Origin of the sequence: Actinophytocola sp. (assembly GCF_036402745.1) — a bacterium.
Classification (GTDB): domain Bacteria; phylum Actinomycetota; class Actinomycetes; order Mycobacteriales; family Pseudonocardiaceae; genus Actinophytocola.
Genome location: NZ_DASWSJ010000043.1, coordinates 77,091 through 99,254, shown reverse-complemented (window position 1 = coordinate 99,254; position 22,164 = coordinate 77,091). Strand labels below are relative to the sequence as shown.

Here is a 22,164-nt window from a genome sequence, read left to right as displayed (position 1 = left end):
CCGTGGCTCAACCCGGGAGAAACGCCCCGCGACCCGCGCGAACAGCTCATCCAAGCCAGCGATCCAGGCAACCAAATCCTCATCAGTCAACACAAGATCGACAACCTACACGGCCAAGATCACGAAGTGCTGCTGGAGTACTAATGCGCCCCCGGCCAGGGGCCGGGCGGAACCGGCGGCAGGTCGACGGTCGCGTGTTCGGTTCGGTATCGGCGTAGGCCTCGGGCCTCGTAGTTCGCGAGGGCCGTCGGGCCGTCCATCGAGCAGGTGTGGACCCAGACCCGGCGCGTCGGGGGCAAGGTGGGCCAGCGTTGCGCCAACGCCCAGGCCCGGCGGATTCCTTCGGTCAGCAGGTGCCCGCCGAGGCCCTTGCCCACGAACTCCGGCAGCAGGCCGAAGTACGCGATCTCGACCTCCCCGGCACCGGAGCCGTCCAGCTCCACGTAGCCGGCGGGGGTGCCGCGGACCGTCGCCAGCCAGGTCTCGACGCCGGGGCGGTCCAGCCACTCCTGCCACTGCCGGTACGACCAGGCCAGCCGGTCGAGCCAGTACCAGTCACCACCGACGGCCGTGTACAGGTAGCGGCTCAGCGCCGGGCTCACCACCTCCGCCCGGGTCACCGGGACCGCGACGGCAGTTGCCGGGCGCAGGGCGGAGGGGTCGGTCTGCTCGAGGTACCAGGTCGTGACGTCCACCCCTCGATGATGCATGAGCCGGCCGGTCCGAAGTGGACCCATCAGGTGGCCGGTGGACGGCGCCGGCGCCGGTGGGCCCGAAGCCCGAGCGCGATGAGCAACAACTGCCCGGCCACCCCGAGCGCGGCGGCGACCGCGGCCGTGCCGGTCACCAGCACCAACACCAGCACCGCCATCCGCAGCGTGATCGGCCACGACTGGAGTGCCCGCTCCAGCAGGTCGAACCACGACTCGGCACCGGCCCGGTGCCGGCCCGACCGGCACCGGTCGGCGCAGTCGTCGGTGTGTGCCGGGGTCGGGAGGTGGACCACCAGGACCGTCCTTTCCACCCGGCCATCCGCGGGTGGATTAATCGACGGTTGGGGTTCTATACTGGACATGGTTGATACTCCTAGGATCCCAATTCTCGGGTAGCAGCCGATGCGGCTCCCTGAACCACCAGGGAGCCGCACTTTTTTTCGGTTGTCCGCTGACGCCACCCCCAGGCCGGCGTCGGCCTCGAACGGTTCCATAGTGCCCGACCCCGTGATCAACCACTCACCCCTTTCGGCACGAGCGCCGAGCGGCGCGAAATTCACGGCGAATGGTCTCAAGTGGAACAGGAGCACTGATCAGCCGCGCTGGCGGCGCACAAATCCGATTAATCGCAATCGAGACAACAGGCGGCCGGCATCTATCGGCTGCGGAAAACCGGTGGCAGTCTGCAACAATGTCATCACACGGGGTTGCCTCCCGATTAATCTCGGGGCAAGATTAATCGCGTTCATGACCAACACGATGGGGAGCGCCCATGAACGCGACCACGCGACGACCAACATTTTCCGACGACGGCTGGGTACGGTCCAGCCGGTGCGGACCGTCCGGCAACAACTGCGTCGAACTCAACGGGAACCACGGCGTCGTCGGCGTGCGGGACTCGAAGTCGGCCGGCGCCGGAATCTTGATCTTCGACCGCCGGGAATGGGCCGCCTTCCTCGCCCACACGGGCCACTGAGCTGATCAAGAAAGCACCGGATTAATCCGGAGTTTTGTGTGGTGACCGAGCGTCGCCTACTCTCGGGGAACACGGTCGTTCCTCCGAGTGATAGGTGGAGATCGAGTGGCGAAAAAAGCCACTATGCGTCTGTTCCAACTGGGGCGCGAGCTACGGAAGGCTCGGGTGGGCGCCGGCCTCACCCAGCACGACGTGGCGCGGGCCCTGGGCTGCGGGCAGGGCAAGATCCAGAAGATCGAGGACTCCACCACCGAGTCGGTCGCGACCGGCGACCTCGCCGCGATGCTCGACCTTTACCAGGTCACGGCCGAGGACAGAGCCCGGCTGACCGCGCTGGCGGCCGAGCGCAGGCGCCGCCGCCCCGACGCCGGGCCGAAGCAGCCGGCCGACTTCGAGCGCCTCATCGAGGCCGAGGCCGACGCCGTCGAGATCCTGGCGTGGCACCACGAGCGCATTCCGGGACCGCTGCAGTCCGAGCACTACATGCTCAAGCAGTTCGCGCTCGAGGGAGAGGAGAACGTGGTCCCACTGCTGCGCCGGCGACTTTCCCGCGCGATGGTGTTCACCGTCGAGGACCCGCCCCGCTATCGGGTCGTGCTGAGCGAGTCGTCACTGCACCGCATGCCGGGTGGCCGGGCGCCGGCAGTCGTGGTGGACCAGGCGGAGCACCTTTTACGGCTCAGCGACACCTACGACCGGCTGACCCTGCAGATACTGACTTTCGAGGCCGACATCGCGTTCGTCGAAACCGACTTCACGGTCCTGCACTTCGCCGGGAAACAGGATGACTTCGCCTACCAGGAAAACCTGATCAATACCAGCGCGTCCACCGCCCAGAAGGTCGTGGCGAAATGCCGGGACAACTGGCACAAGCTCCACCGGGCCGCCCTCGACCCGGACGACAGCAAGAAGTTCCTCGAACAGCTCATCGCGGATACCCGGGCCACCTGGACATGGTCGGACAACGAGTAGCGGTTTCTTTGCCCGGCCCGAACCGGATAGCATCGGAGCCAACCGTGGGAAGGACTTGATTTCCGTGCCTGAGCCGAAGTCGGAGCCGGTTCCACCCAAAGGCGTCGATCTCACCCGGCCCAGCGTCGCCAGGGTTTACGACTTCTATCTCGGCGGCACCGCGAACTGGGCGATCGACCGTGAGTTCGGCGAACGCGTCATCGAGAAGTTCCCGCTGGTCAGGAACATCGCGCTGGCCAACCGGCTGTTCCTGAACAGGGTCGTCCGGCATCTGACCAGACGCGGGGTCCGCCAGTTCCTCGATATCGGCGCCGGCGTGCCCACCGCGGGGAGCACCCACCAGGTGGCCGACGAGGTCGCCCCCGACACCCGGGTGGTCTACGTCGACAACGAGCCCGTCGCGGTGGCCCACGGCGAGCTGCTCCTGGACAAGGAGGGCGACCCCGCCCGGCACGCGGTGATCCACGCCGACCTGCGCGACCCGGACGGCCTGTGGCGGGACGCGGTCGCCACCGGGATCCTCGACCCGGACGAACCCGTGGCCCTGCTGCTCATCGCGGTGCTGCACGTGTTCCAGCCCGGCCCGGACGGCACCGACATGAGCCAGCAGGCCCTCGCCCGCTACCGCGAGCTGCTCCCACCCGGCTCCTATCTCGCGATCTCGCATGTCACCGAGGAGGACATCCCCCCGGAGCCCAGGGCGGGCCTCGCGGGCCTCAAGCGCATGTACGACACCTCCAGCAGCAGCAAGGCGATCTGGCGGACCAAGGCCGAGATCGGCGGGATGTTCGGCGACTTCGCCCTGATCGACCCCGGCATGGTCTGGACGCCGCAGTGGCACCCGGAGGAGACCGGGCCGAACGCCAGACCCATCACCTTCGACACACCCAGCCACGCCGTCATCTGGGCCGGCGTAGGGCGCAAGGCGACGTAGGAAAGCCACGTAGCGGCGCCGGGCCGGTGGACGCTCCGCCCCACCGGCCCGGCGGTCCGTTACGGGGTGATCCGGAAGGCGTCGATCATGCCGTTCGAGGTGCTGCGGTTGACGACGCGGATCGTGTGCTGCCCGCGCGGTAGGCCGCCGCGTTGCCAGACCACCTGCTGCACCTGGCGGGCGCCACTCACCCGGAGGTCCACCGTGGCCTGGAACGCGTTGTCCAGGTAGACGTCCACCGTCCCCATGTCGCTGAAGCGTTCGGACAGGTAGTCGATCCCGGTGCCGGTGAACGTGTACGACGCGGCCGCGTTGACCACCGTGCTGTGGTGGGTGTCGTCGTTGTAGTCGCCGTAGCCGCGACTGGTGGTCAGGTACCAGTTGCTGTCGTAGGTGGCCGCCGTGTCGTTGACCATCGGGTTGGCCGTCGACGCGATGCCCAGCGTGGACGCGGTGCCGCTCAACGACTTCGCGCCCTGGTTCTGGGTGCCGGTGAGCCGGGCCGGCGTGTAGTTGGTCAGCGGCTTGGCGGTCCGCTCGACCACGTAGACGGTGTTGGCCGCGGTGGCGAACTCGAACTCGGCGCTGGAGGTGGTCAGCAGGATCGCGTTGTCCGACGCGCGGCGCACCCGCACCTGCTGGGTGCCCCACGGGTTCACGACCCGCGCCGTGGCCCCCCACTGGCTGCGCAGCCCGACGTACTTGGTCTCGCCGGCCTCGCGCTCGGAGCTCACCAGGAACCCGTTCTTGGCCAGCAGGGTGAACTTGCCGACGAACGACGAGTCACCCGGCGCCGCGGGGAACACGCGGATCTTGTCGTCGTAGGACTGCAGCAGCGCCTCGTTCATCGCCGACAGGTGCACGCCGTGGTACTCGAACACGCCGTTCGTGTTGTTGGTGAACCCGTTCGGATAGTTCTGGTACTGGCGCAGCATGGTCTTCATGCCCTGGAACGTCTGGTCTCCCAGCCCCAGCCGGGCGGCCTGGATCGCGTCGTTGGCCCACACGTTGCCGTACGGGAACGGCCGGCGGTTCCACGTGTTCACCGCGGTCTGGTAGTCCGGGTAGCCGATGCCGGTGATGTTGTAGGGCCAGATCAGCTCGGCCGCCACGTTCTCGTTGTTGCGGGTCTGCGAGATCGGCGGCTGGTGCGGCACGTACGCGCTGTTCTCCGTCGGGTACGGCACCAGGTTGTTGAGGATGTTCTGCCACTGCGGGCGCAGGTCGGCGTCGACGCCGAGTTGCTGGGAGACCTGGATCGCGACCGGGAAGATGCTGCGCACCGCGGCGAGGTCGGTGATCGCGTTGCGCACGTTCCAGTAGGTCTCGTGCGAGTTGGAGCTGGCCATGTAGAACTTGCCGGCGCCGTCGACGGACAGCATGCGGGAGTAGAACTTCGCGGTCTCCCGGATGTACGGGTACGCGGTGTCACGCAGGTAGGTGCCGTCATTGGTGTAGCGGTACTGCAGGTACATGTTGTACGCGGCCTCGTAGCCGGTCGACAGGATGTTCTTGGTGTAGTCGCTGCCGACCGTGCCGCGCGCGTTGCCGTCCCAGCCCATCGTCTCCGGCACCCACAGGCCGTCGACGCCGTACCGCGTCTGGGTGTATGCCTTGAGCGCGTTGTAGTTCCGGCTGTACAGGCGGTTGAAGTTGTTCATCAGGTCGACGTGGTTGGATGCCAGGAACGAGTTGTAGACGTCGCGCTGGTTCCAGTACCAGTAGGCGTTGCTCCACTTCGTCGCGTCGCCCGTCGAGCGGAACACGCCGTTGATGAAGTGGTACGGGTAGTTGCCGTAGCCGCCGGCGGCGATCAGGTACGTGCTGAGGTAGTAGACGTTCTCCAGGTAGTCGGCGTCCCCGGACAGGCCCGAGTACTGCACGAACGACCTGCCCCAGAACGAGTGCCACCAGTTGCGGTAGTTGTTCAGCGTGGTGCTGTAGCCGGTGCCCTTCACCGCGTTGAGCGCGTTCCTGGCCTGGTTGACCGAGTTGTTGCCCGGCGCGTTGAGCCGCGTGGCGGCGGTGAACCAGATCGTGTAGCTCGACGTCGGGGTGATCGAGAGCCGCACCCGGCTGCCGTTCACCACCGACGCGGAGTAGTTCGCGCCCTCGACGGTGGCGGCGAGCGTGTAGCCGAAGTTCTGCGGGTCGGCCTGGCCGCGGCTCAGGCCCGCGCCGCCGGCGTCGGCGTAGGTGGACACCGTGCGCCACGTGTCGAGGTTGGGCACGTCGCCGCTGTTGGCGAGGTTCGCGACGTCCCAGAGCGACAGCTCGAGGGTGACGGCGGAGACGCCGCCGCGGGTGTCGTCGACGTGGATGCCCATCACCTCGGAGTTGGGCGAGCCCATCACGGTGACGGTCCGGTTCGAGTCGTACTTCGTCGTCAGCGTGCCGTCGTAGAGGGACAGGCGTTGCTGGTAGGTGCTGTAGCCGGAGTCCATCGCCGGCGTGGTGGCGAGGTTGGCCAGGCCCGCGCCGAACGCGGTCTGCTGTGAAACGTCCACACCGGACACTTGCATCGTGAGACCGTTGGCCTGCCAGGCCATCGCGCCGGTCCGGCCGTTGCCGACGGTGAGCCCGTAGGCCGGGTTGGTGTTGGGCCGGTTGTAGACGATGTCGTGTTTGGACAGATAGCCGGCGTAGTCGACGTCGAGGGCGCCGCTGGAGGTGTTGAACGCGGCGTCGGTCGGGGACGCGGCGGCGGGTGGGGCGGCGGGCAGGCCCGCCAGCGGGGTCGCGAGGACGGCAAGGGCAACGATGACCTTGGACACGGTGCGCACGACTCGGTCCTCTCCGGAGAAAAGCAGCAGGGGCGGAGATGTCACGACCAGTGAACATCCGAGGTATGTGTGTAGTCAAGACCGAAAGTCAGCTTCTTGCACGATCATGCAAGGCTGGAGATCGGATGTCTGGTTCACCCGCACCAGGCTGGGTACCTCCCGCGGCATGGCCACCTCCTCTGCCGCCGACAGGGCCGACGACACTGCCGACGACTCCGTCGCCGCGCGGTTCGACGCGCTTGTCGGCGGGCTCGACTACCCGATGTTCATCGTCACGGCCACCGACGGCGAGCGCCGGGCCGGGTGCCTCGTCGGCTTCGCCACACAGTGCGGCATCGACCCGCCGCGGTTCATGGTGTGGCTGTCGAAGAACAACCACACCCACGACGTCGCCCGGCGCGCCGGCCTGCTGGCCGTGCACGTGCCGACCTCGGCCGACCGGGCGCTGGCCGAGCTGTTCGGCTCGCGGACCGGTCACGAGGTCGACAAGTTCGCCCTGTGCGACTGGCACCCGGGCGCCGGCGGCGTACCGGTCCTCGCCGACTGTCCACAGTGGTTCGTCGGGCGGGTGCTGAGCCGGCACGACACCGGCGACCACGAGGGCTTCCTGCTCGACGTGGTCGACGCCGGCGAGGCGACCGGCGGCCAACTGTCCTTTCAGGATGTGAAGGACCTCGAGCCAGGTCACGAGGCCTGACTGTCGCGAGACAGACCAGGCAAAGTCAATTTTTTTCATGTACAAGTTGTATTCTTGCGAAATTCTGCACGACTGAGCTGGCCGCCTGCCCTCGGTCACGTTTACCGTTTTGCAGGCTGCACGACGGACTTTCGGTACTGTGGGGCACAAGCTCATGGGTGACCTGCAAATACGAGAGGCCCGCTCGACGGACCTGCCGGCGCTGACCCAGGCCATGGGCCAGCAGCCGTTCTTCGCCGACCGCCTGTCGCGCCAACAGCACGGCCTCGGCCGGCTGCTGACGGCATGGCAGGACAACCTGCCGGTCGGCGTCGTCTACCTCTGGTTGGAGCCCGCGGAGGAACCGGAGATCCGCGAGCACCTGCCGGACACCCCGCTGCTCACCCACCTCGAGACCCACGCCGAACACCGCGCCCAGGGCATCGGCACCCGCCTCATCAAGGCCGCCGAGCGGTGGCTGTACGCCAAGGGCTACGACCGGGTGGCCCTCGCCGTGGAGGTCACCAACGTCCGCGCGGCCCGCTTGTACGCCCGCCTCGGCTACCGCGAGTGGCCGCACTCGACGGTGGTCTGCCTGTCACTCACCGACGGCAATGGGCAGCGCAAGGTCGAGATCTGCCACATCATGGTCAAGCCGCTGTGACACGAAGGTGGTCATCGAACCCAGGCCGAGCGCGGAGATCATCGTCCTGGGACTGCGGTCCTCGCGCCCCTTCGCATGGGTGCTGAACAGCATGTCCGAGTGGATCCGCCAGGTCAGCCGGTCGGCCTGCCACGCGTCGAGGTACCGCACGCACAGCTCGGGCGTGATGAGCTGGCACCGGCCACGAGCGGCCTTGACCGAGGCGAGCATCCGCTTCTGCGCCGCGTCCGGGCTCATCGCCTTCACCATCGTGATGACCTTGGAGATGAACGAGATCCGCCGGTCCAGGGCCTGCCGCCAGTAGGCGGCGTCGGCGTCCTTGATCTGCTTCTTGTTGTCGAACAACCAGAACAGCCCCTCGGCCAGGCAGTCACCCAGCTCCTCGAGCCGGGCCCGCATCTCGTCGGCGAAGGGGTCGTACGGCCTCTGGAGCGCGGTCCCGGCGGTCGAGGTGGGCCGCAGGTCCTTCTCCCCGAGCAGGAAGAACCAGTCCTCGTTGTAGATGTTCGGGAAGAACGAGGTCAGCGAGCTGGCGCCGACCGCGAGCGCGCCCCCGCCGACGAACGTCTCCTGCGCGCCGCCCGCCTCCCGGTAGGCGTGGCAGACGACCGAGTTGTCCGGGTACCCGCCGATCGCGAGTCCGACCCCGGCGTAGGTGTCTGTCAGGCCGGCGGCGTCGGCGAGGTCCTTCGGCTCGGACACGATGATGTCGTCGTCCAGGAAGACGATCCGCTCCCAGCCGACCAGCCGGGCGAGGAGGAGGCCGAGGTTGCGCTTGAGGCTGGTGTCGGTCCACCGCTCGAACCGGCCGCCCCGGATCACCTTGTCGGCCTGGAACTCGGGCATCAGCCCGTCGGGCAGCTTGCGCACGTCGATCGCGACGAGGTCGACGTTGCGCCGCCGCGCCAGCGCGGCGATGGCTTCGGTCGAGGACCACTTGCTGCACAGCACGACGAGGGTGGACCGCAGGTCCTCGGCCAGCTTGATCGCGGGCTCGAGCGCGGTCCCGTAGCGCACGGTGGGCACGATGATCGCGTCGACCGGCCTGGGCCGGATCTCGTGCTCCAGCGGTTTGTGCAGCAGCCCCTGGTGCGAGCCGTGGTGGTCGGCCGAAACCGTTGCGGGAGAACGGTCAGCGGGGGCGGTATCGCTCATTTGGTCACCGGCCACTCATGTAGTTTGTACCTGGGTTTCGTCCAGTCCGGAGTGAGCACTCGTCCGGCGACGATCTGGATGCGGCTGATGATGCTGAACTCGTTCATGCCCGCGAACTGGTCACGCAGGTACTTCCCGTTGCGGTCCCGGAACCTCGCGTCGGTCAGCGCGCGGACCAGGCCGTAGGTGCCCCGGCCGAACATGCCGTTGCAGATGGTGACGGTTCGCTTGTCGTTGAACGGGTTCGGGGCCCGGTAGAAGAGCGCGACGTCCTCGAGCAGCACCACGCCGCCGTCGACCCTCCGCAACTTGGGCGCGAACAGCTGGGCCTTGGCGCCCTCGCCGACCTCGAAGCCACCCGGGTCGTCGGCATCCGGCCGGCCCAGCTGGCGCACCGGCAGCTCGACGCGTTCGAGCAGGTCCTTGGTCACGAAGTTCCAGTCGACGCCACCGAGCAGAACCAGGTGGCTGGTGTAGTCGTCGGGCTCGAGCTCGGCCGGGGTGCGGACGTAGACGTTGCTGTTCGGGTTCGCCGCGCGGAGGTGTCCGTGGAGCTCGAGCAGCGCGTCCAGGTCCGCGTACTTGTACAGGTCGACGAAGTCCGGGTCGTCGGGATCGGCGTTGGGCAGCTTGACCTTCAGCCGTTCCGGGAGCTCGGAGCCGACGATCGTGATGTCCTGGTCCGGCGTGAAGTGCCACGGGCTCTCCGCGAACGGCGTGGAGGTGGCGGTGGGCGCCTCGGTGGGGGCGTTGTTCCGGAGGCCGACCAGCTCGCGGAGCAGTTCACCGCGGCGGGTGCGCTCGTCGGCGGTCAGCTCGGTGTAGCTGAGCATCCGGTACGGGGTCTCCGCCACCGAGCGCTCGGTAGCGAAGAACGTAGCGTAGGCCTCCAGCCGTTTGCGGGGCGGCTTCGCCTGGTTGGTGGCGCTTTCCCACGACGAGATCGAGGGCACGCTCGCGCCCAGCGCCTCCGCCAGCTCGGCCTGCGTGATGTGCCTACCCGGCCAGCCGCCACCTTCGCGCAGGTCACGGAGCCGCTGCGCCAGTGCCAGCCCTTCAGGTGAGTTCACGACATCCACGTCCTTCAGCAGAACTTCAGTCTCGATGCCGAAAGGCTGAAGTATACAGATACCAAATACCAGGTGACCATCGAGCATTGCTTGACACGCATGCGACATCCCAGGTTCAGCGAGGGTCGAGCGGAACTGTACTCACCCTCCGTACACTCCCGTCGACCGCTTGCCTAGTCGCCACGCCAGCACCTATTCTTGAAGTTGTCGGTAGTTTGGTTCAGCTTAACTGAAGTTTTCTGAAGTTTGAAGAGCAGCTGACCAAACAGTGTCCGCACCTTCCGCCCACAAGGCGGAGGCTCGAGGTAGGAGCTGTGATGAAGTCCTTGTCGCACGATCTCCGACTAGCCGACTCGTCCCGGTGTGAGCGTTACCGCTTCGCCGCGACGGTCGCCCTCACATGAGCAGCCGGCGGGGTCGTCATGAGAGCCCTGTCGCCAGTGCCACTGCAGCGCACCATGATCGCAGTGGACATCGAAGGTTCCACAACTAGGAACAACTACGACACCGCGATCCTCCGCAACGATCTCTACGACATCTTCGAGGCCGCGCTGGAGGCGTGCGGGATCACCAAGGACCTGCGGGACCAGCCCACCGATCGCGGGGACGGGCTCATCGCCTTCATCCACCCCGTCGACCAGGCGCCGAAGACGCTCGTGGTGAGCACGTTCATCCCGGCGCTGCACAGGTTGCTCGGCAAGCACGCGGCCGACCACCCGAAGCGCGAGTTCCGCCTCCGCGTCGCGATCCACGCGGGGGACGCGCACTTCGACCCGCGCGGGGCGTTCGGTGAGGACGTCAACATCACCGCCCGGCTGGTCGACGCGCCGGAGCTCAAGGAGGCACTCCGGCAGACCTGCGAACCGCTCGTTCTCGTGGTGTCCGACCACATCCACCGCTCGGTGGTCCGGCAGGGCTACGACGGGATCGACGAGGAGACGTTCAAGCCGCTGGTGCAGCTCGACGTGGGCGGCCAGCCCTACCGCGGCTGGGTCCAGCTGTCGACCGAGGCGCAGGCGATCAGCCGGACGATCCCGTTGATCGACCGCGCCTACAGCCGGGCCCGCTCCGCGAGCCGCTCGGCGAGCCTGGCCGCCGGCCGCGCCCAGGTGGCCCGCCTGCGTCGGCGGACCAGCATCACGAGCAAGGTCATCGAGGACCTGACGAAGAAGGACGACCCGGACGACGACTCGACGGAACCGACCCCGACGCTGAGATCGGGTTGACCTACAGGTGGCGCGGCCTTTCCCGGCCGCGCCGAGGGGCGGTCGGCAGGTGCCGGGCGGTCGATCAGCGAGATTCCCGCTGACCGACCGTTTTTTCATGACCGCAGCCGCCCAGCGGCCGATCACGATCGCGGCGCCGCCCATTCCACGACCGCCGCCTATCCCGCTACTGCGGCCAGAAGCCAACGGCAGGCGCCGGCCGGCCGGTCAGCGAGACATCCGCTGACCGACCGTCTTTCGCAAGGGTGTCAGGCCAGGCGGACCGGCAGGCCTGCGGCCGAGTTCGAGAAGAAGGACGGCACCGGGACAAGCTCCGCAGGGTCGACCGCCAAGGACAGGTCCGGGTAGCGGGCGAACAACGCCGGCAGGGCGACCTGGGCCTCCAGCCTGGCGAGGTGGGCGCCCAGGCAGATGTGCGGGCCGCCGCCGAAGGCCAGGTGCTTGGCCGGGGGGCGGGTGATGTCGAACTGGTCCGCGGTGGGGCCGTGGTAGGACGGGTCGCGGCCCACGCCGCTGTACGGGGCCAGGATCGCGTCGCCGCGGGGGATGTCCACGCCCGCTATCGTGAGGTCCTCCAGCGGGTAGCGCGCCGGGAAGTTGCCGATCGGCGAGTCCCAGCGCAGGGTCTCCTCCACCACCCGGGACCACGTCTCCGCGTCGCCGTTCAGTGCCATGGTCAGCTGGTCGGGATGGGTCAGCAGGGCCCGGACACCGTTGACGATCAGGCCCAGCGTGGTCTCGTGGCCGGCGGTCAGCAGGAGCCAGATCGTGTCGATCAGCTCCTCCTGCGTCAGCGCCTCGGCGTCGGCCTCGCCCATCGTGATGAGTGCGCTCGTCAGGTCCTCGCCCGGCTCGGCGCGGCGCAGGTCGACCAGGCGGTTGAGGAGCTCGTGGCGGTCGCGCTGGGTGGCGACCACCTCCTCGGCCGTCGTGTTCGTGCGGAAGATGCTGTCGACGAGCTCCCGGAGCCGGGGGCGCCACTCGACGGGCACCCCGGTGAGCTCGCAGATCATCTGCATCGGCACGGGATAGGCGTAGTGCTGGCGCAGGTCGACGACGCCGTCGGTGGCCAGCGCCGGCAGGTTGTCCAGCAGCGCGTCCACGATCTCGTTGAGGCGCGGGCGAAGCTGCTCGACCCGGCCGCGGGTGAACGTGCGGGTGACGGGCCGGCGCAGCCGCACGTGGACGGCATCGTCGCTGGTGACCATGTTCGTCACCTTGATCATGCCCACCAGCGGCCAGTCGTCGGTGATGGTGCCGTCCTGGACGAGACTCCAGTTGCGCCAGTCCTTGCTGACCGACGGGTTGGTGACGAGCTCGCCGAGCAGAGCGTGGTCGGTGACTGCCCACACCGGCACCTCGCCGGGCAGGATGACGCGGACGACCGGACCTAGAGCACGCATCCGGGCTGCCTCGCCATGGTGGTCCGCACCCATGGGGTCGAGCCGGATGACGGGGACCTGGGCGGTGACCGAGTCGGTCATCGAGATGCCTCCTGCCTTGTCAGTGGTCAGCCAGGATGTGCCTGGCCGGACGGGGTGAAGCGCACTGGCAAGCTGGCGGGGCAGCGGGTCCAGGGAGACGGCAGAAGCATGACCTCGTCAGCGGGTAGTGCCAACGTCACATCATGTAGCCGGTGCAGCGCGGTGTCGACCGCTATCCGTGTGATCATCCGTCCCGCGCGCTGTGCCGGGCAGGCGTGCGGGCCGGCACTCCACGCGAGATGCGAGCGGTTCCCGATCTCCAGCCACGGGTCGTCGGTGTGCACCCGCGGGTCGGCGTTCGCGGCCGCCAGGCCCAGGATCAGCGCGTCCCCGCGCTGGATGGGCATGCCGGCGAGCTCGCAGTCCACCAGCGCGTACCGGGCGGGCATGTTCGACATCGGCGGGTCGCGCCACAGCACCTCGTCCAGCGCGTCGTCCAGGCCGAGCCGGCCACCGCGCAGCCGGCCGCCGAACCGGCGGTCGGCGAGCATCAGCCGCAGCGTCTGGGCGATCCACGTCGTGGTCGTCTCGTAGCCCGCGGAGATCATCAGCACCATCGACTGCTGGATCTCGAAGTCGTCGCGCAGGCCGGGGTGCCGCAGGAACGCGGTCGTCAGGTCGTCGGTGGGCGCCGCGCGCCGGGCGTGCATGACGCCGGTGAGGATCCGCTCGATGACCAGGGCCGGCTCCTGGGAGTTCTCCGCCGAGCTGAACAACGCGATCAGGCCCTGCCGCAGCTGCTCGCCCTGCTCCATGCCGATGCCGAACAGACCCGCGACGGTGAGCATCGGCACGACGGCCGCGTAGTCCGAGACGAGGTCGGCCTTGCCCTGGTCCTCGAACTTGCGGATCAGGTCGGTGCACGTGGACCGGATGAACCGGCTCATCCGGTGCTCGTCAAGGCTCGCGAGCCCGTCGTCGAGCGGCCCGCGCAGCCTGCGGTGCTTGTCGCCGTCGGCGAAGTAGGCGTTGTCGCGCGGGAACATCATCGGCCCGAGGCCGGAGTCCGGCGCGACGACCTGCTCGGTGTAGAGCCGCCAGTTGTTGGGGTCGCGGGAGAACAGCTGCTCGTTGCGCACGACCTGGCAGAGCTCGTGGTGACCCATCACGAGCCAGGCGTGGATGCCGGGCTCGAGCTCGACGGGCGCGACCAGGCCCCACCGATCCTGCAGCGCCTGGTAGGAGGCTTGGGGGTCGTGGGTGACCGTCGTCGCCGAGATCGGCGTCAGGTCGGTCATGTCCGACAGTCGCAGACGATGTGTAGCAGGCATTAGGCGAGCGCTTTCGACGATGCGGGGAAATGGAGGGCGTGTTCCACGAGCGAGATCAGGGCGCCCGCGGCGGAGTCCTTGCTGCGGGCGTCGCAGATGACGATCGGCGTGTCCGACAGCAGGTCCAGCGCGGTGCGCAGCTGCTCCCGGTCGTAGTACGGGGCATCCGGGAACTGGTTGACCGCGACGGCGAACGGCATCGACGTGCGCAGCTCCAGCTGGTCGAAGACCTCGAAGCTGTCCTCGATCCGCCGGGGGTCGACGAGGACGAGCGCGCCGACCGCGCCGTCGGCCAGGCCTTCCCACAGGTCCCAGAACCGCCGCTGCCCGGGCGTGCCGAACAGGTACAGCACGACCTCGGGGCTGACCGTGATGCGGCCGAAGTCCATGGCGACCGTGGTGGTGGTCTTGTCGTCCAGCCCGGCGAGCGAGTCGACGCCGACGCTGGCCGCGGTCATCGTCTCCTCGGTGCGCAGCGGGGTGATCTCGCTGACCGAGCCGATCAGCGTCGTCTTGCCGACCCCGAACGCGCCGACGACGAGGATCTTGACCGACTGGGCCACGGTCGGCGAGACGTACCGCTCAGGCACGGTCGGGTCAGAGCTTGCGGAGACCATTCAGCACCTTCTCCAGAAGATCTCGGTCGGGCAGCGCGAAGCGCGGCTGGGCGGAACGAATCGACAGATGGCCGGTGTCGACCAGGTCCGAGGCGATCACGACCACAAGGCTCACCGGCAGCCGCAGGTGCGCGGCCGCCTCGGCGAGCGACAGGATGCCCCGGCACATGTCCAGCAGTGCCCGGTGCTGGCGTCCGGCGGAGACGGGTGGTGGCGCGTCGGGGTCGACGACCAGCAGCGTCTCCGGCCGGATGGTGTTGCGCGACGGGTGGGCGCGGCCCGAGGTAATGACGTAGGGCCGCACCGGGTGGTCGCTGTAGTCATCGGCGCCGTGCACGGGGATCAGCCGCCGCGGGTGGGCGTGGACAGCGTCCGCTCGCCGATGACGAGCACCTGGGCCTGCATCTGCTGGGCGACCAGCGCCGGGTCGATCACGGGCTCGGTGACGACGGCGAGCCGGGAGCCGTCCCCGGCGCCGCGCACGAACAGGAACCCGCCGTCGAACTCCACCATCACCTGGCGCGGCCCGGCACCGGAGCCGAACTCCTTGCTCACCCCGTGGCCCAGCGAGGTGAGCCCGGCGCACGCGGCGGCGAGCTTGTCGGCGACGTCGACCGGCGTGTGGTCGGTGCGTACCTTGAGCAGGCCGTCCGAGGTCAGCACGACGACGTGCCGCACCCCCCGTACCGTCCTGATCAGCTCCAGCATCCAGCTGTTGTCGCCGGCCTGGGCCGTCATCGCTGTTCCTCCCGGGTGTTCTCGCCGTGCTCGGTGCTGAAGAAGGCGCCCATCCACTGACCGGCCTGCTCGGCGGTCTGCGCGGGCTCGCCGTTGGCCGTGCGCTCCTCCGGCCAGTCCACCGTGGAGGGGGGCACGGTCTCCCCGCGGCGGGACCGCCGTCGCGGCAGCGCGGGCAGCTCGTGGTTGCCGTTCTGGTCCGCCTGACCGGTCGGCTGCGCTGCCGGCTGGGGGGCCGGGGCGATCGGCGGCTCGGGCGCGGCCGGGGGCACCAGCGGCGGCATCGTGGGTGGTATGACGGGCCGCGCGGTGGGCGGGATGGTGGGCTCGTCGGCGTCCACCCCCGCCGGCTCCGCGAACCGCTCGGGCGTCGGCTCGGAGAACCGCTCCGGCATCAGCTGCTCGGGAACCACCGGACCGGCGTGCTCCGGCCGCACCTGCTCGGGCAGCACGGGTTCGCCGTGCCGCTCGGACCTGCGGGCCAGCGCGTGCCCACCGGCGGCGACCATGCCCGCCGGCGCGACGGGCTCGGTCAGCTCGGCGGGCACCAGCACGATGGCCCGCAGCCCGCCGTACACCGACTCGGTGACGTCGACCCGGAAGCCGTGCCGGCGCACGTAGGCGCCGACGACCGGGAGACCCGTCTGCGGGATCTCGCCCAGCTCGGACAGGCCGACCGGACGGCGGCCCGAGGCGATCTCGCGGACCTGCTCGAGCCGGCTGTCGTCCAGGCCGACGCCGCCGTCGTCGATCTCGATGACCGCGCCGCGCTGGACGTGCCGCAGGGACACGAGCACCTGCGTGGTGGGCGGCGAGGACTGGGTGGCGTTGGCCAGCAGCTCGGCGAGCACGTGGATCAGCGGCTCGACCACGCGGGCGGAGACGGCGACCCCGGGGTCGCCGGAGACCTCGACGCGCTGGTAGGCGGTGATCCGGCCGGCGGCGGCGCGCACGACGTCGGCGAGCGGCAGCGGCTGGTGCCACTGCTGGCCGGGCCACTCCCCGCACAGCGCGGCGAGGCTCTGCGCGTTGCGGGCCTGCTGGGCCGCCGCGTGGTCGACGCGCATGCTCGTGTGCAGCACGTCGGCGTCGGTCGGGTGCCGCTGCACCATCCGCGCGGCTTCCTCCTGGATGCGGTGCGCGGAGGCCTGGACCTTGCGACCGAGCGACACGACCGCCGCCTGCACGGCGTCCTGCCCGGCGCGCTGGTCTTCGCGGAGCCGGGCCAGCTGCGCCACCCCGCGGCTCACGAGGGTGGCGGACAGGTCGTCCTCGCCGAGGTCCGGCAGCGGTGGCGGGGCGGCGCCGCGCGCGATCGCCGGCAGCTGCTGGTCGACGAGGCTCTCGAGCGCCGCCCGGCGGGTCTCGGACAGCGTGGCGAGGTCCTGGTTCTCGCCGTCGAGCTGGTTCAGCTCGTCGACGTGCTCACGACCCGCACGGGCGGACAGCACCGCACCGGCGATCACGACGCCGATCGCGATCGTGCCGATGAGGATCCACAGCACCAGCCATAAGGGGTCGTCGGTGTTGCGGAGGAAGAAGGGCGAGCCTAGGACGTAAGCGGTGACGGCGCCGACGCATATCCACGGGCCCACGTGCCGCGGCCCGGCCGACGCGGGCGAAGAAGAAGTCATGATCACCTATGGCCAAGATCGGGGTGGGGACTGGACCGATACCGTTGCTCAACGAAGGCGGGCGCGGTGACGATACGGATGTCCACGCGGGTATCCGACGAATCCCACGGCGGCGACGGTGTCGCGCGGTTCCGTCCAAGCGCGACAGGTGCTATCACCGGGGACTTTCCGCAGGTTCTGGCGGGAACCGCAGGCATCCCGGGCGGGCATCCTTCTCCTCACCGTTCGCACTTCTCCGTAAGCAGCGAGACCCGAGGTTATCCCAGTGGTCAAGCGCGCCGGAACGTGCCGGCACCATCGTGCCACCCGGCGTCCCCGGTGCGAACGGCCGGGGAAAGGGGTGGTATGAAAGGATTTCTGAAACGATCGTGTGCATTGGTCGTCAGCCGCGGCTGGTACGCGGCGAGCCGGCCGGCCCCGGTTGGCAGCGTGGGCAGTAGTGGGCGACCCGCTCGCGGGTGCCGCCGCCCTGGACCGCGCCGACCACCCGGCCGCCGCAACGCAGGCAGCCGGTCCGCTCCCGGCCGTATACCCACAGGTCGCGGCCGCGGCGCGGGTCGCCGGTGGTGTTGCGGATCGGGCGCAGGGCGTTGTGCAGCAGCAGCTTCCTCGACAGCGCCACCGCCTGCGCGGTGTCCACTTCGGACACCGGGGTCCACGGTGATACGCCGAGCAGGAAGCACACCTCGGCCTTGAAGACGTTGCCGACGCCGGCCAGCACGCTCTGGTCGAGCAGCGCCAGGCCCAGCTCGCGGCTCGGGTCGGCGCTCAGCCGGCGGACGGCCTCCTCGGCGTGCGCCGCCGACCAGTCCGGGTCGAGCAGGTCGGGGCCGAGGTGGGCGACGAGCCGGCCCTCCTCACTCGTGGGCACCAGGGCCAGCTCGAGCAGCTTCTGGCCGAGCGCGAGGGTGTCGGTGGTCTCGAGCACGACGCGGGTCCAGTGGCCGAGCGGCGCGCGGCGGCCGGGGTCGCGGATGGCCCAGGAGCCGTCCATGCCGAGGTGGCAGTGCAGGCTGACCTCACCGTTCTTGCCGTCGCTCTTGCCGTCGCTCTTGCCGGCGCTCTTGCCGGCGAAGCGGAGGAACAAATGCTTGCCCACCGGTCGCGCCCGGTCGAGCACCCGGCCCGCGAGGTCCACAGTGGACAGCCGAGGATGGCGCAGCTCACCGCGGCGCAGGGGGGCGCCACCCAGCGCGTCGGTGAGCCGCCGCGCGGTCAGGTAGACGGTGTCACCCTCGGGCACCGCACACCGCCCTCGTACCTCGCACGACGCCAATGTAGGCGCCGCCGACCGCCGAGCACGGCCCAACCGGTTCAAGGCCTGTCTCGTAGATCATCGGGTGAAGTCCTGCGCCAACCACCAGAACCTCAGGGGACCGTGACGACACCCCGCCACCACCCACCCCGACACCCACACCATCCGCCGGGACGCAACGCACACTTTTAATCCCGGGGAGGCGGACTAGGTGAGATCCTGCGCCAACCACCGGAACCTCAGCGGACCGTGACGGCACCCAGCCACCACCCACCTCGACACCCACACCATTCGCTGGAACGCAACGCACACTTTAAATCCCGGGGAGGCGGACTAGCGTCCCGCCGGCCACGACGAGCACGGCCCGCACCTGGTCGATGATGTCGCGCTGGTTCGCCGCGAAGACCGGGTCGGTCAGCTCGGTCGTGTTGCCCGGGCCGAACTGGAGGACGGGCGTGTGCAGGTGCCCGCCGGGGATGCGCAGGCCCAGCGCGTCCCGCAGCAGGGTCACCCGGTAGGCGATCTCGTTGGACAGGTAGTCCCCGCCCCCGCCCTGCCGGGCGGCCGAGCCGGGGGTCGGGCCGTTCGGCTGGGTGACCGGCTGGGTCTGGCCGGCCGGGATCTCGACGACCGACGTGTGGTCGAAGACCGGGAACCGGCCGGTGTCGGCGGCCACGATGTCCTGGTAGGGCAACGTGGTCGGGACGAACTCCGGCGCCGGCAGCACGGTCGGCACGCCTGCGGGGATCGGGATCACGCCGGTGCTGGAGACGTTGTCGTTGTCGGGGTAGCCGCCCCGCCAGCGCCCGTTGTAGCGCTCGACGTCGAACCGGCCGACCCGGCCCTGGCTGATCGTGGTGAACATGTCGACCTTGCCCAGCCGCGGCAGGAACGTGCGCTCGACGACGCCCTGCGCGAACGGGCCCCACAGCACGGGGAACGTGACGGTCTCGATGCGGGCCGGCCCGGCCGCGGTCTCGACCGTGGTGCCGTCGAGGGCGAGCGCGGTCGCGCCGGACGGGTTGCTGCGCCGGATGTCGATGTCGAGCTGGAACGGGTCGAACCCGCTGACCAGGATCCGCTTGACGTCCCGGCCGGGGTAGTCGACGGAGTCCTGGCCGCGGGAGGACCGGTCGAGCGTGTCGAGCAGGCCGGCGCGCTGCGCGGGGCTCAGCGGGAACGCCGGCGTCCACTGCCGGACGGCCTTGGTGAGCTGCAGCCGGGCCCAGTACAGCGGCCGGTCGTCGGTGACCGGGAGGCTGCCGGCGGGCAGCCTGCCCTGGGCGCGGGCGACCGCGGCCGCCCAGAGCCCGCGGCCCTGCGCGCGGAAGGCCTTCGCGGCGAGGTCGGCGTCGGTCAGCAGGCACAGCGCGGGCGTGAAGACCTTCGCGAACGTGTCGAAGCCGCTGCGGCCCAACACCTCCACGGGTGCCGGGCGGGTCAGCCGCTGCTCCTCGACGGTGAGCGGCGCGGACGGATCGGCGCAGGTCGGCACGGCCTTGGGCGCCGCGGCGGCGGTCAGGGCCGGCACCAGCGCGGCCACGAGGCCGAGCACCATCACGATCGACAAGCGGGCCAACGGTTTCACCAGGACTCCCTCGCTCGGTGGACCGGTCGGCACATCCTTGTCGGCGGGCGCGGCCGGCAGCAAGGGGTCACCGGGCGACTACTCGGGCCAGTGCGTGGGCCGGCGCAGCGTCGGCGGCAGCGTGGTGGCGGCGTCGCCGCGGGCGGCGTTCACCTGGAACTGGCTGAGGAACAGGCTCGTCGCCAGCCGCGCGCCGGACACGGTCGCGCCACGCAGGTCGGCGCCGATGACGTCGGCGCGGCTCAGGTCGGCGCCGGTCAGGTCGGCGCCGATGAGGTAGGCCCCGCGCAGGGTGGCCCCGCGCAGGTCCGCGCCGCGGAGGTCGCGGCCCATCAGGTCGGCGCCCCGCAGCTCCCGGCCGCTGTCCCCGGCGCGGACCAGCTCGCTCGTCCGCAGCAGCCAGGCGTTGACCGACGCCCGGTGCGCGCCGACGTCCACCGCCACCAGCTCGGCCGGCGCGAGGCCGGTCAGCCGCTCGGTCTCCGCCAGCGCCTGCCGCAGCTCGCCGTGGACCGGGCGGGCCTCGGCCCGGGCGAGCGCCGAGGTGAGGTACCAGAGCAGCTCGTGCAGGTCCCGCATGACGGCGAACGCGGCGAACATCGGCTCGGCGACCTCGGGCGCGGAGCGCCAGTCCTTGCCGCCGAAGGACGCGACGACGTGCTGGCCGGCGCCGAAGCAGTCGAACACCGTGCAGCCGGGGAAGCCGCGGTCCCGCAGGTCGGCGTGGATGCCGCAGCGGACGTCCGCCAGCAGGTTCACGCAGGGCCGCCCCGCGGGCTTGTCGAGGGCGAAGTCCGCCGACCTCGCGAACGCGGGCGCGACGCAGCACAGGCCGACGCAGCTGGTGCAGTCGGCGCGCAGGTCGGTCACCGGGTCTCCTCGTCGTGGGGGCGACCGTCCACGATAGTCAGCCGGCCACGGCCTGCCCGATCCGCGCCAGCTCCGTCTCGGTCAGCGGCAGCGTGGGCCGCCCGGGACTGAGCCGGTTCGGCGTGTGTGGCCGGTCCGGGTTCGGGGCGAAGTCGGGGCTGCCCCAGCTGGCGGCGACCAGCTCGTACAGCGTTCCGTCCGGCCGGTAGATCCGCAGGGTCTGGGTGAGCGACACGTCCGGGGGGCCGGCCTCGTAGGTGTAGAGCTGGAACACGGTCCCGTCAGGGCGCACCAGCCGCTTCGGCGGGAGGCAGTTGCGCTCGTCGAACGCCTGCGCGTCGGCGGCGGCGAGCGGGTCGCCGTCGAAGGCGCCGACGCTGAGCCTGAGGCTGCCGGTGCTCCCGGACACGGTGACGTCGGCGCTGTAGAACCACGTGGTCGGGCCGCTCTCCGCACCGGCCACGGGCCAGACCGGATACTCGACCAGCTCGCCGACGGACTTGTCGGGGACGACGTCCTTCAGGGCGGACCTCAGCCGCGCCCGTACCTGCCCGGGCGCCAGGGCGACGGCGACCCGGCGGTCGGCCGCCGCCGACGGCGGCTCGCACAGCGAGATCGTGGGCAGGTCGTTCACCGGGGGCGAGCCGGCCGGGCCCGGGAGGAAGACGCTGGTCGGCCGGTGGGCCGGCAGGTCCGCCCGCGGCCACTCCACCTCGCCGGGTCCGGGCGGCGGGGCCGCCACGGACCCCGGTGTGGAGTCCGGCGCCGAGGGGGAAGCCGGTGTGGAAGCCGGCGGTCCGGCCGGGGGCAACGCACCCACCCCGCCGCTGAGCGCGGCGGCCGCGGCCGTGGTGCCGACGAGCAGGGTGGCCACCGCGAGCGCGGTACCGAGCTGGCGGCCCCGGCGCCGGCGCCGGCCCTGGTGCAGGACCGCGGCGAGCCCGTCGGGCACCGGCGGCGGGGTCTGCGCGGCCAGCTCCGCACGCAACGCGGCCGGCAGGTCCTCATCCCACATCGTGCACACTCCGCTCGGGGTTGTCGGCGGTGCGGTACGCCTCGCGCAGCACCACCATGCCTCGGGCCAGCTGGCTCTTCACGGTCCCCGTCGAGCAGCGCAGCGCCTCGGCGACCTGCTCGACGGACAGGTCGTGCACGATCCGCAGCACCAGCGTGGCCCGCTGCCGCGGCGACACCTGCTGCAGCGCGGCCAGCAGCGACTGCCGCTCGTCGACCCGGGCCGTGTCCGCGGGCCCGGCCCGTTCCGGCGGCTCGGCGACCAGCCGCTCGCGGGCCCGGCCGCGCCGGCGGGTGTCGAGGAAGAGCCTGGTCACCACGGTGCGCAGGTAGGCGTCGGCGCTGCCGGTGATGACCCGCGGCCACTTGGCGTAGACCCGGACGAAGCCCTGCTGGGCCAGCTCCTCGGCCTCGAGCCAGTCCCCGCACAGCGCGTAGGCGGTGCGCCGGGCAGCGTCGAACCGGGCGGCGTAGAACTCGGCGAACTCCCCGTCGAAACCCACCCGGCAGCCTCCAGCGGTCGT

General features: G+C 70.2%; 22 protein-coding genes. 6 read left to right on the top strand and 16 right to left on the bottom strand.

The window, feature by feature from the left end:
* Positions 1-140 precede the first annotated feature (140 nt).
* Together VGD70_RS04850 and VGD70_RS04845 are read right to left on the bottom strand one after the other, a co-directional pair.
* Positions 141-695: a GNAT family N-acetyltransferase gene (locus tag VGD70_RS04850; RefSeq protein WP_331078521.1), complete on the bottom strand. Its 555-nt coding sequence runs from the start codon at positions 693-695 to the stop codon at positions 141-143.
* A gap of 41 nt (positions 696-736) precedes the next feature.
* Positions 737-1,006 carry a hypothetical protein gene (locus tag VGD70_RS04845; RefSeq protein WP_331078519.1) on the bottom strand — a complete coding sequence of 90 codons (270 nt, stop codon included), beginning with the start codon at positions 1,004-1,006 and terminating at the stop codon, positions 737-739.
* Positions 1,007-1,485: 479 nt separating this feature from the next.
* Between VGD70_RS04845 and VGD70_RS04840 the strand changes: the two genes are divergently transcribed.
* The 3 genes from VGD70_RS04840 to VGD70_RS04830 all read left to right on the top strand — a co-directional run bounded on the left by VGD70_RS04840 (position 1,486) and on the right by VGD70_RS04830 (position 3,595).
* Positions 1,486-1,689, top strand: coding sequence for a DUF397 domain-containing protein (locus VGD70_RS04840; protein WP_331078517.1), 204 nt, complete (start codon positions 1,486-1,488; stop codon positions 1,687-1,689).
* 123 nt (positions 1,690-1,812) lie between these two features.
* Complete coding sequence (locus tag VGD70_RS04835) at positions 1,813-2,661, top strand: helix-turn-helix transcriptional regulator (protein ID WP_331078515.1); 849 nt, start codon at positions 1,813-1,815, stop codon at positions 2,659-2,661.
* Positions 2,662-2,725: 64 nt separating this feature from the next.
* Positions 2,726-3,595 (top strand): SAM-dependent methyltransferase, encoded by an 870-nt coding sequence (locus VGD70_RS04830; protein WP_331078513.1) that lies wholly within the window; start codon positions 2,726-2,728, stop codon positions 3,593-3,595.
* A gap of 59 nt (positions 3,596-3,654) precedes the next feature.
* Here VGD70_RS04830 and VGD70_RS04825 read toward each other — a convergent pair whose 3' ends face one another.
* Positions 3,655-6,378 (bottom strand): glycosyl hydrolase family 95 catalytic domain-containing protein, encoded by a 2,724-nt coding sequence (locus VGD70_RS04825; protein ID WP_331078511.1) that lies wholly within the window; start codon positions 6,376-6,378, stop codon positions 3,655-3,657.
* 166 nt (positions 6,379-6,544) lie between these two features.
* Between VGD70_RS04825 and VGD70_RS04820 the strand changes: the two genes are divergently transcribed.
* Complete coding sequence (locus tag VGD70_RS04820; RefSeq protein WP_331078509.1) at positions 6,545-7,075, top strand: flavin reductase family protein; 531 nt, start codon at positions 6,545-6,547, stop codon at positions 7,073-7,075.
* A 139-nt stretch (positions 7,076-7,214) separates the two neighbouring features.
* Positions 7,215-7,718, top strand: coding sequence for a GNAT family N-acetyltransferase (locus VGD70_RS04815; protein ID WP_331078507.1), 504 nt, complete (start codon positions 7,215-7,217; stop codon positions 7,716-7,718).
* Here VGD70_RS04815 and VGD70_RS04810 read toward each other — a convergent pair.
* Together VGD70_RS04810 and VGD70_RS04805 are read right to left on the bottom strand one after the other, a co-directional pair.
* Positions 7,653-8,873, bottom strand: coding sequence for a hypothetical protein (locus VGD70_RS04810; protein ID WP_331078505.1), 1,221 nt, complete (start codon positions 8,871-8,873; stop codon positions 7,653-7,655). The two genes, VGD70_RS04815 and VGD70_RS04810, sit on opposite strands and share 66 nt — an antisense overlap.
* Complete coding sequence (locus VGD70_RS04805; RefSeq protein ID WP_331078503.1) at positions 8,870-9,943, bottom strand: helix-turn-helix transcriptional regulator; 1,074 nt, start codon at positions 9,941-9,943, stop codon at positions 8,870-8,872. Before VGD70_RS04805 ends, VGD70_RS04810 begins: the two co-directional genes overlap by 4 nt.
* 467 nt (positions 9,944-10,410) lie before the next feature.
* On the opposite strand from VGD70_RS04805, the gene VGD70_RS04800 reads away from it, so the two are divergent.
* Positions 10,411-11,169, top strand: a complete 759-nt coding sequence (locus VGD70_RS04800) for a hypothetical protein (protein ID WP_331078501.1) — start codon at positions 10,411-10,413, stop codon at positions 11,167-11,169.
* Positions 11,170-11,417: 248 nt separating this feature from the next.
* Here VGD70_RS04800 and VGD70_RS04795 read toward each other — a convergent pair whose 3' ends face one another.
* From VGD70_RS04795 to VGD70_RS04745, 11 genes are all read right to left on the bottom strand, one after another.
* A complete protein-coding gene (locus tag VGD70_RS04795) occupies positions 11,418-12,653 on the bottom strand; it encodes a cytochrome P450 (RefSeq protein ID WP_331078499.1) in 1,236 nt (411 codons plus the stop codon).
* 26 nt (positions 12,654-12,679) lie between these two features.
* Positions 12,680-13,891, bottom strand: coding sequence for a cytochrome P450 (locus VGD70_RS04790; RefSeq protein ID WP_331078497.1), 1,212 nt, complete (start codon positions 13,889-13,891; stop codon positions 12,680-12,682).
* 32 nt (positions 13,892-13,923) lie between these two features.
* The gene (locus VGD70_RS04785; RefSeq protein WP_331078495.1) at positions 13,924-14,541 is read right to left on the bottom strand and encodes an ATP/GTP-binding protein; all 618 of its coding nucleotides are present in this window, start codon (positions 14,539-14,541) and stop codon (positions 13,924-13,926) included.
* Positions 14,522-14,878, bottom strand: a complete 357-nt coding sequence (locus VGD70_RS04780) for a DUF742 domain-containing protein (RefSeq protein WP_331078493.1) — start codon at positions 14,876-14,878, stop codon at positions 14,522-14,524. The genes VGD70_RS04785 and VGD70_RS04780 overlap by 20 nt, the downstream gene beginning before the upstream one ends.
* A 5-nt stretch (positions 14,879-14,883) precedes the next feature.
* Positions 14,884-15,279, bottom strand: coding sequence for a roadblock/LC7 domain-containing protein (locus tag VGD70_RS04775; RefSeq protein ID WP_331078491.1), 396 nt, complete (start codon positions 15,277-15,279; stop codon positions 14,884-14,886).
* Positions 15,276-16,913: an ATP-binding protein gene (locus VGD70_RS04770; RefSeq protein WP_331078489.1), complete on the bottom strand. Its 1,638-nt coding sequence runs from the start codon at positions 16,911-16,913 to the stop codon at positions 15,276-15,278. The genes VGD70_RS04775 and VGD70_RS04770 overlap by 4 nt, the downstream gene beginning before the upstream one ends.
* Positions 16,914-17,295: 382 nt before the next feature.
* Positions 17,296-18,156 carry a DNA-formamidopyrimidine glycosylase family protein gene (locus tag VGD70_RS04765; RefSeq protein ID WP_331078487.1) on the bottom strand — a complete coding sequence of 287 codons (861 nt, stop codon included), beginning with the start codon at positions 18,154-18,156 and terminating at the stop codon, positions 17,296-17,298.
* 325 nt (positions 18,157-18,481) lie between these two features.
* Positions 18,482-19,756 carry a pyroglutamyl peptidase gene (locus VGD70_RS04760; RefSeq protein ID WP_331078485.1) on the bottom strand — a complete coding sequence of 425 codons (1,275 nt, stop codon included), beginning with the start codon at positions 19,754-19,756 and terminating at the stop codon, positions 18,482-18,484.
* A gap of 78 nt (positions 19,757-19,834) precedes the next feature.
* Positions 19,835-20,626, bottom strand: a complete 792-nt coding sequence (locus tag VGD70_RS04755; protein WP_331078483.1) for a pentapeptide repeat-containing protein — start codon at positions 20,624-20,626, stop codon at positions 19,835-19,837.
* 37 nt (positions 20,627-20,663) lie between these two features.
* Positions 20,664-21,641, bottom strand: coding sequence for a hypothetical protein (locus VGD70_RS04750; RefSeq protein WP_331078481.1), 978 nt, complete (start codon positions 21,639-21,641; stop codon positions 20,664-20,666).
* A complete protein-coding gene (locus VGD70_RS04745; protein WP_331078479.1) occupies positions 21,631-22,143 on the bottom strand; it encodes a SigE family RNA polymerase sigma factor in 513 nt (170 codons plus the stop codon). Before VGD70_RS04745 ends, VGD70_RS04750 begins: the two co-directional genes overlap by 11 nt.
* Positions 22,144-22,164: the final 21 nt, after the last annotated feature.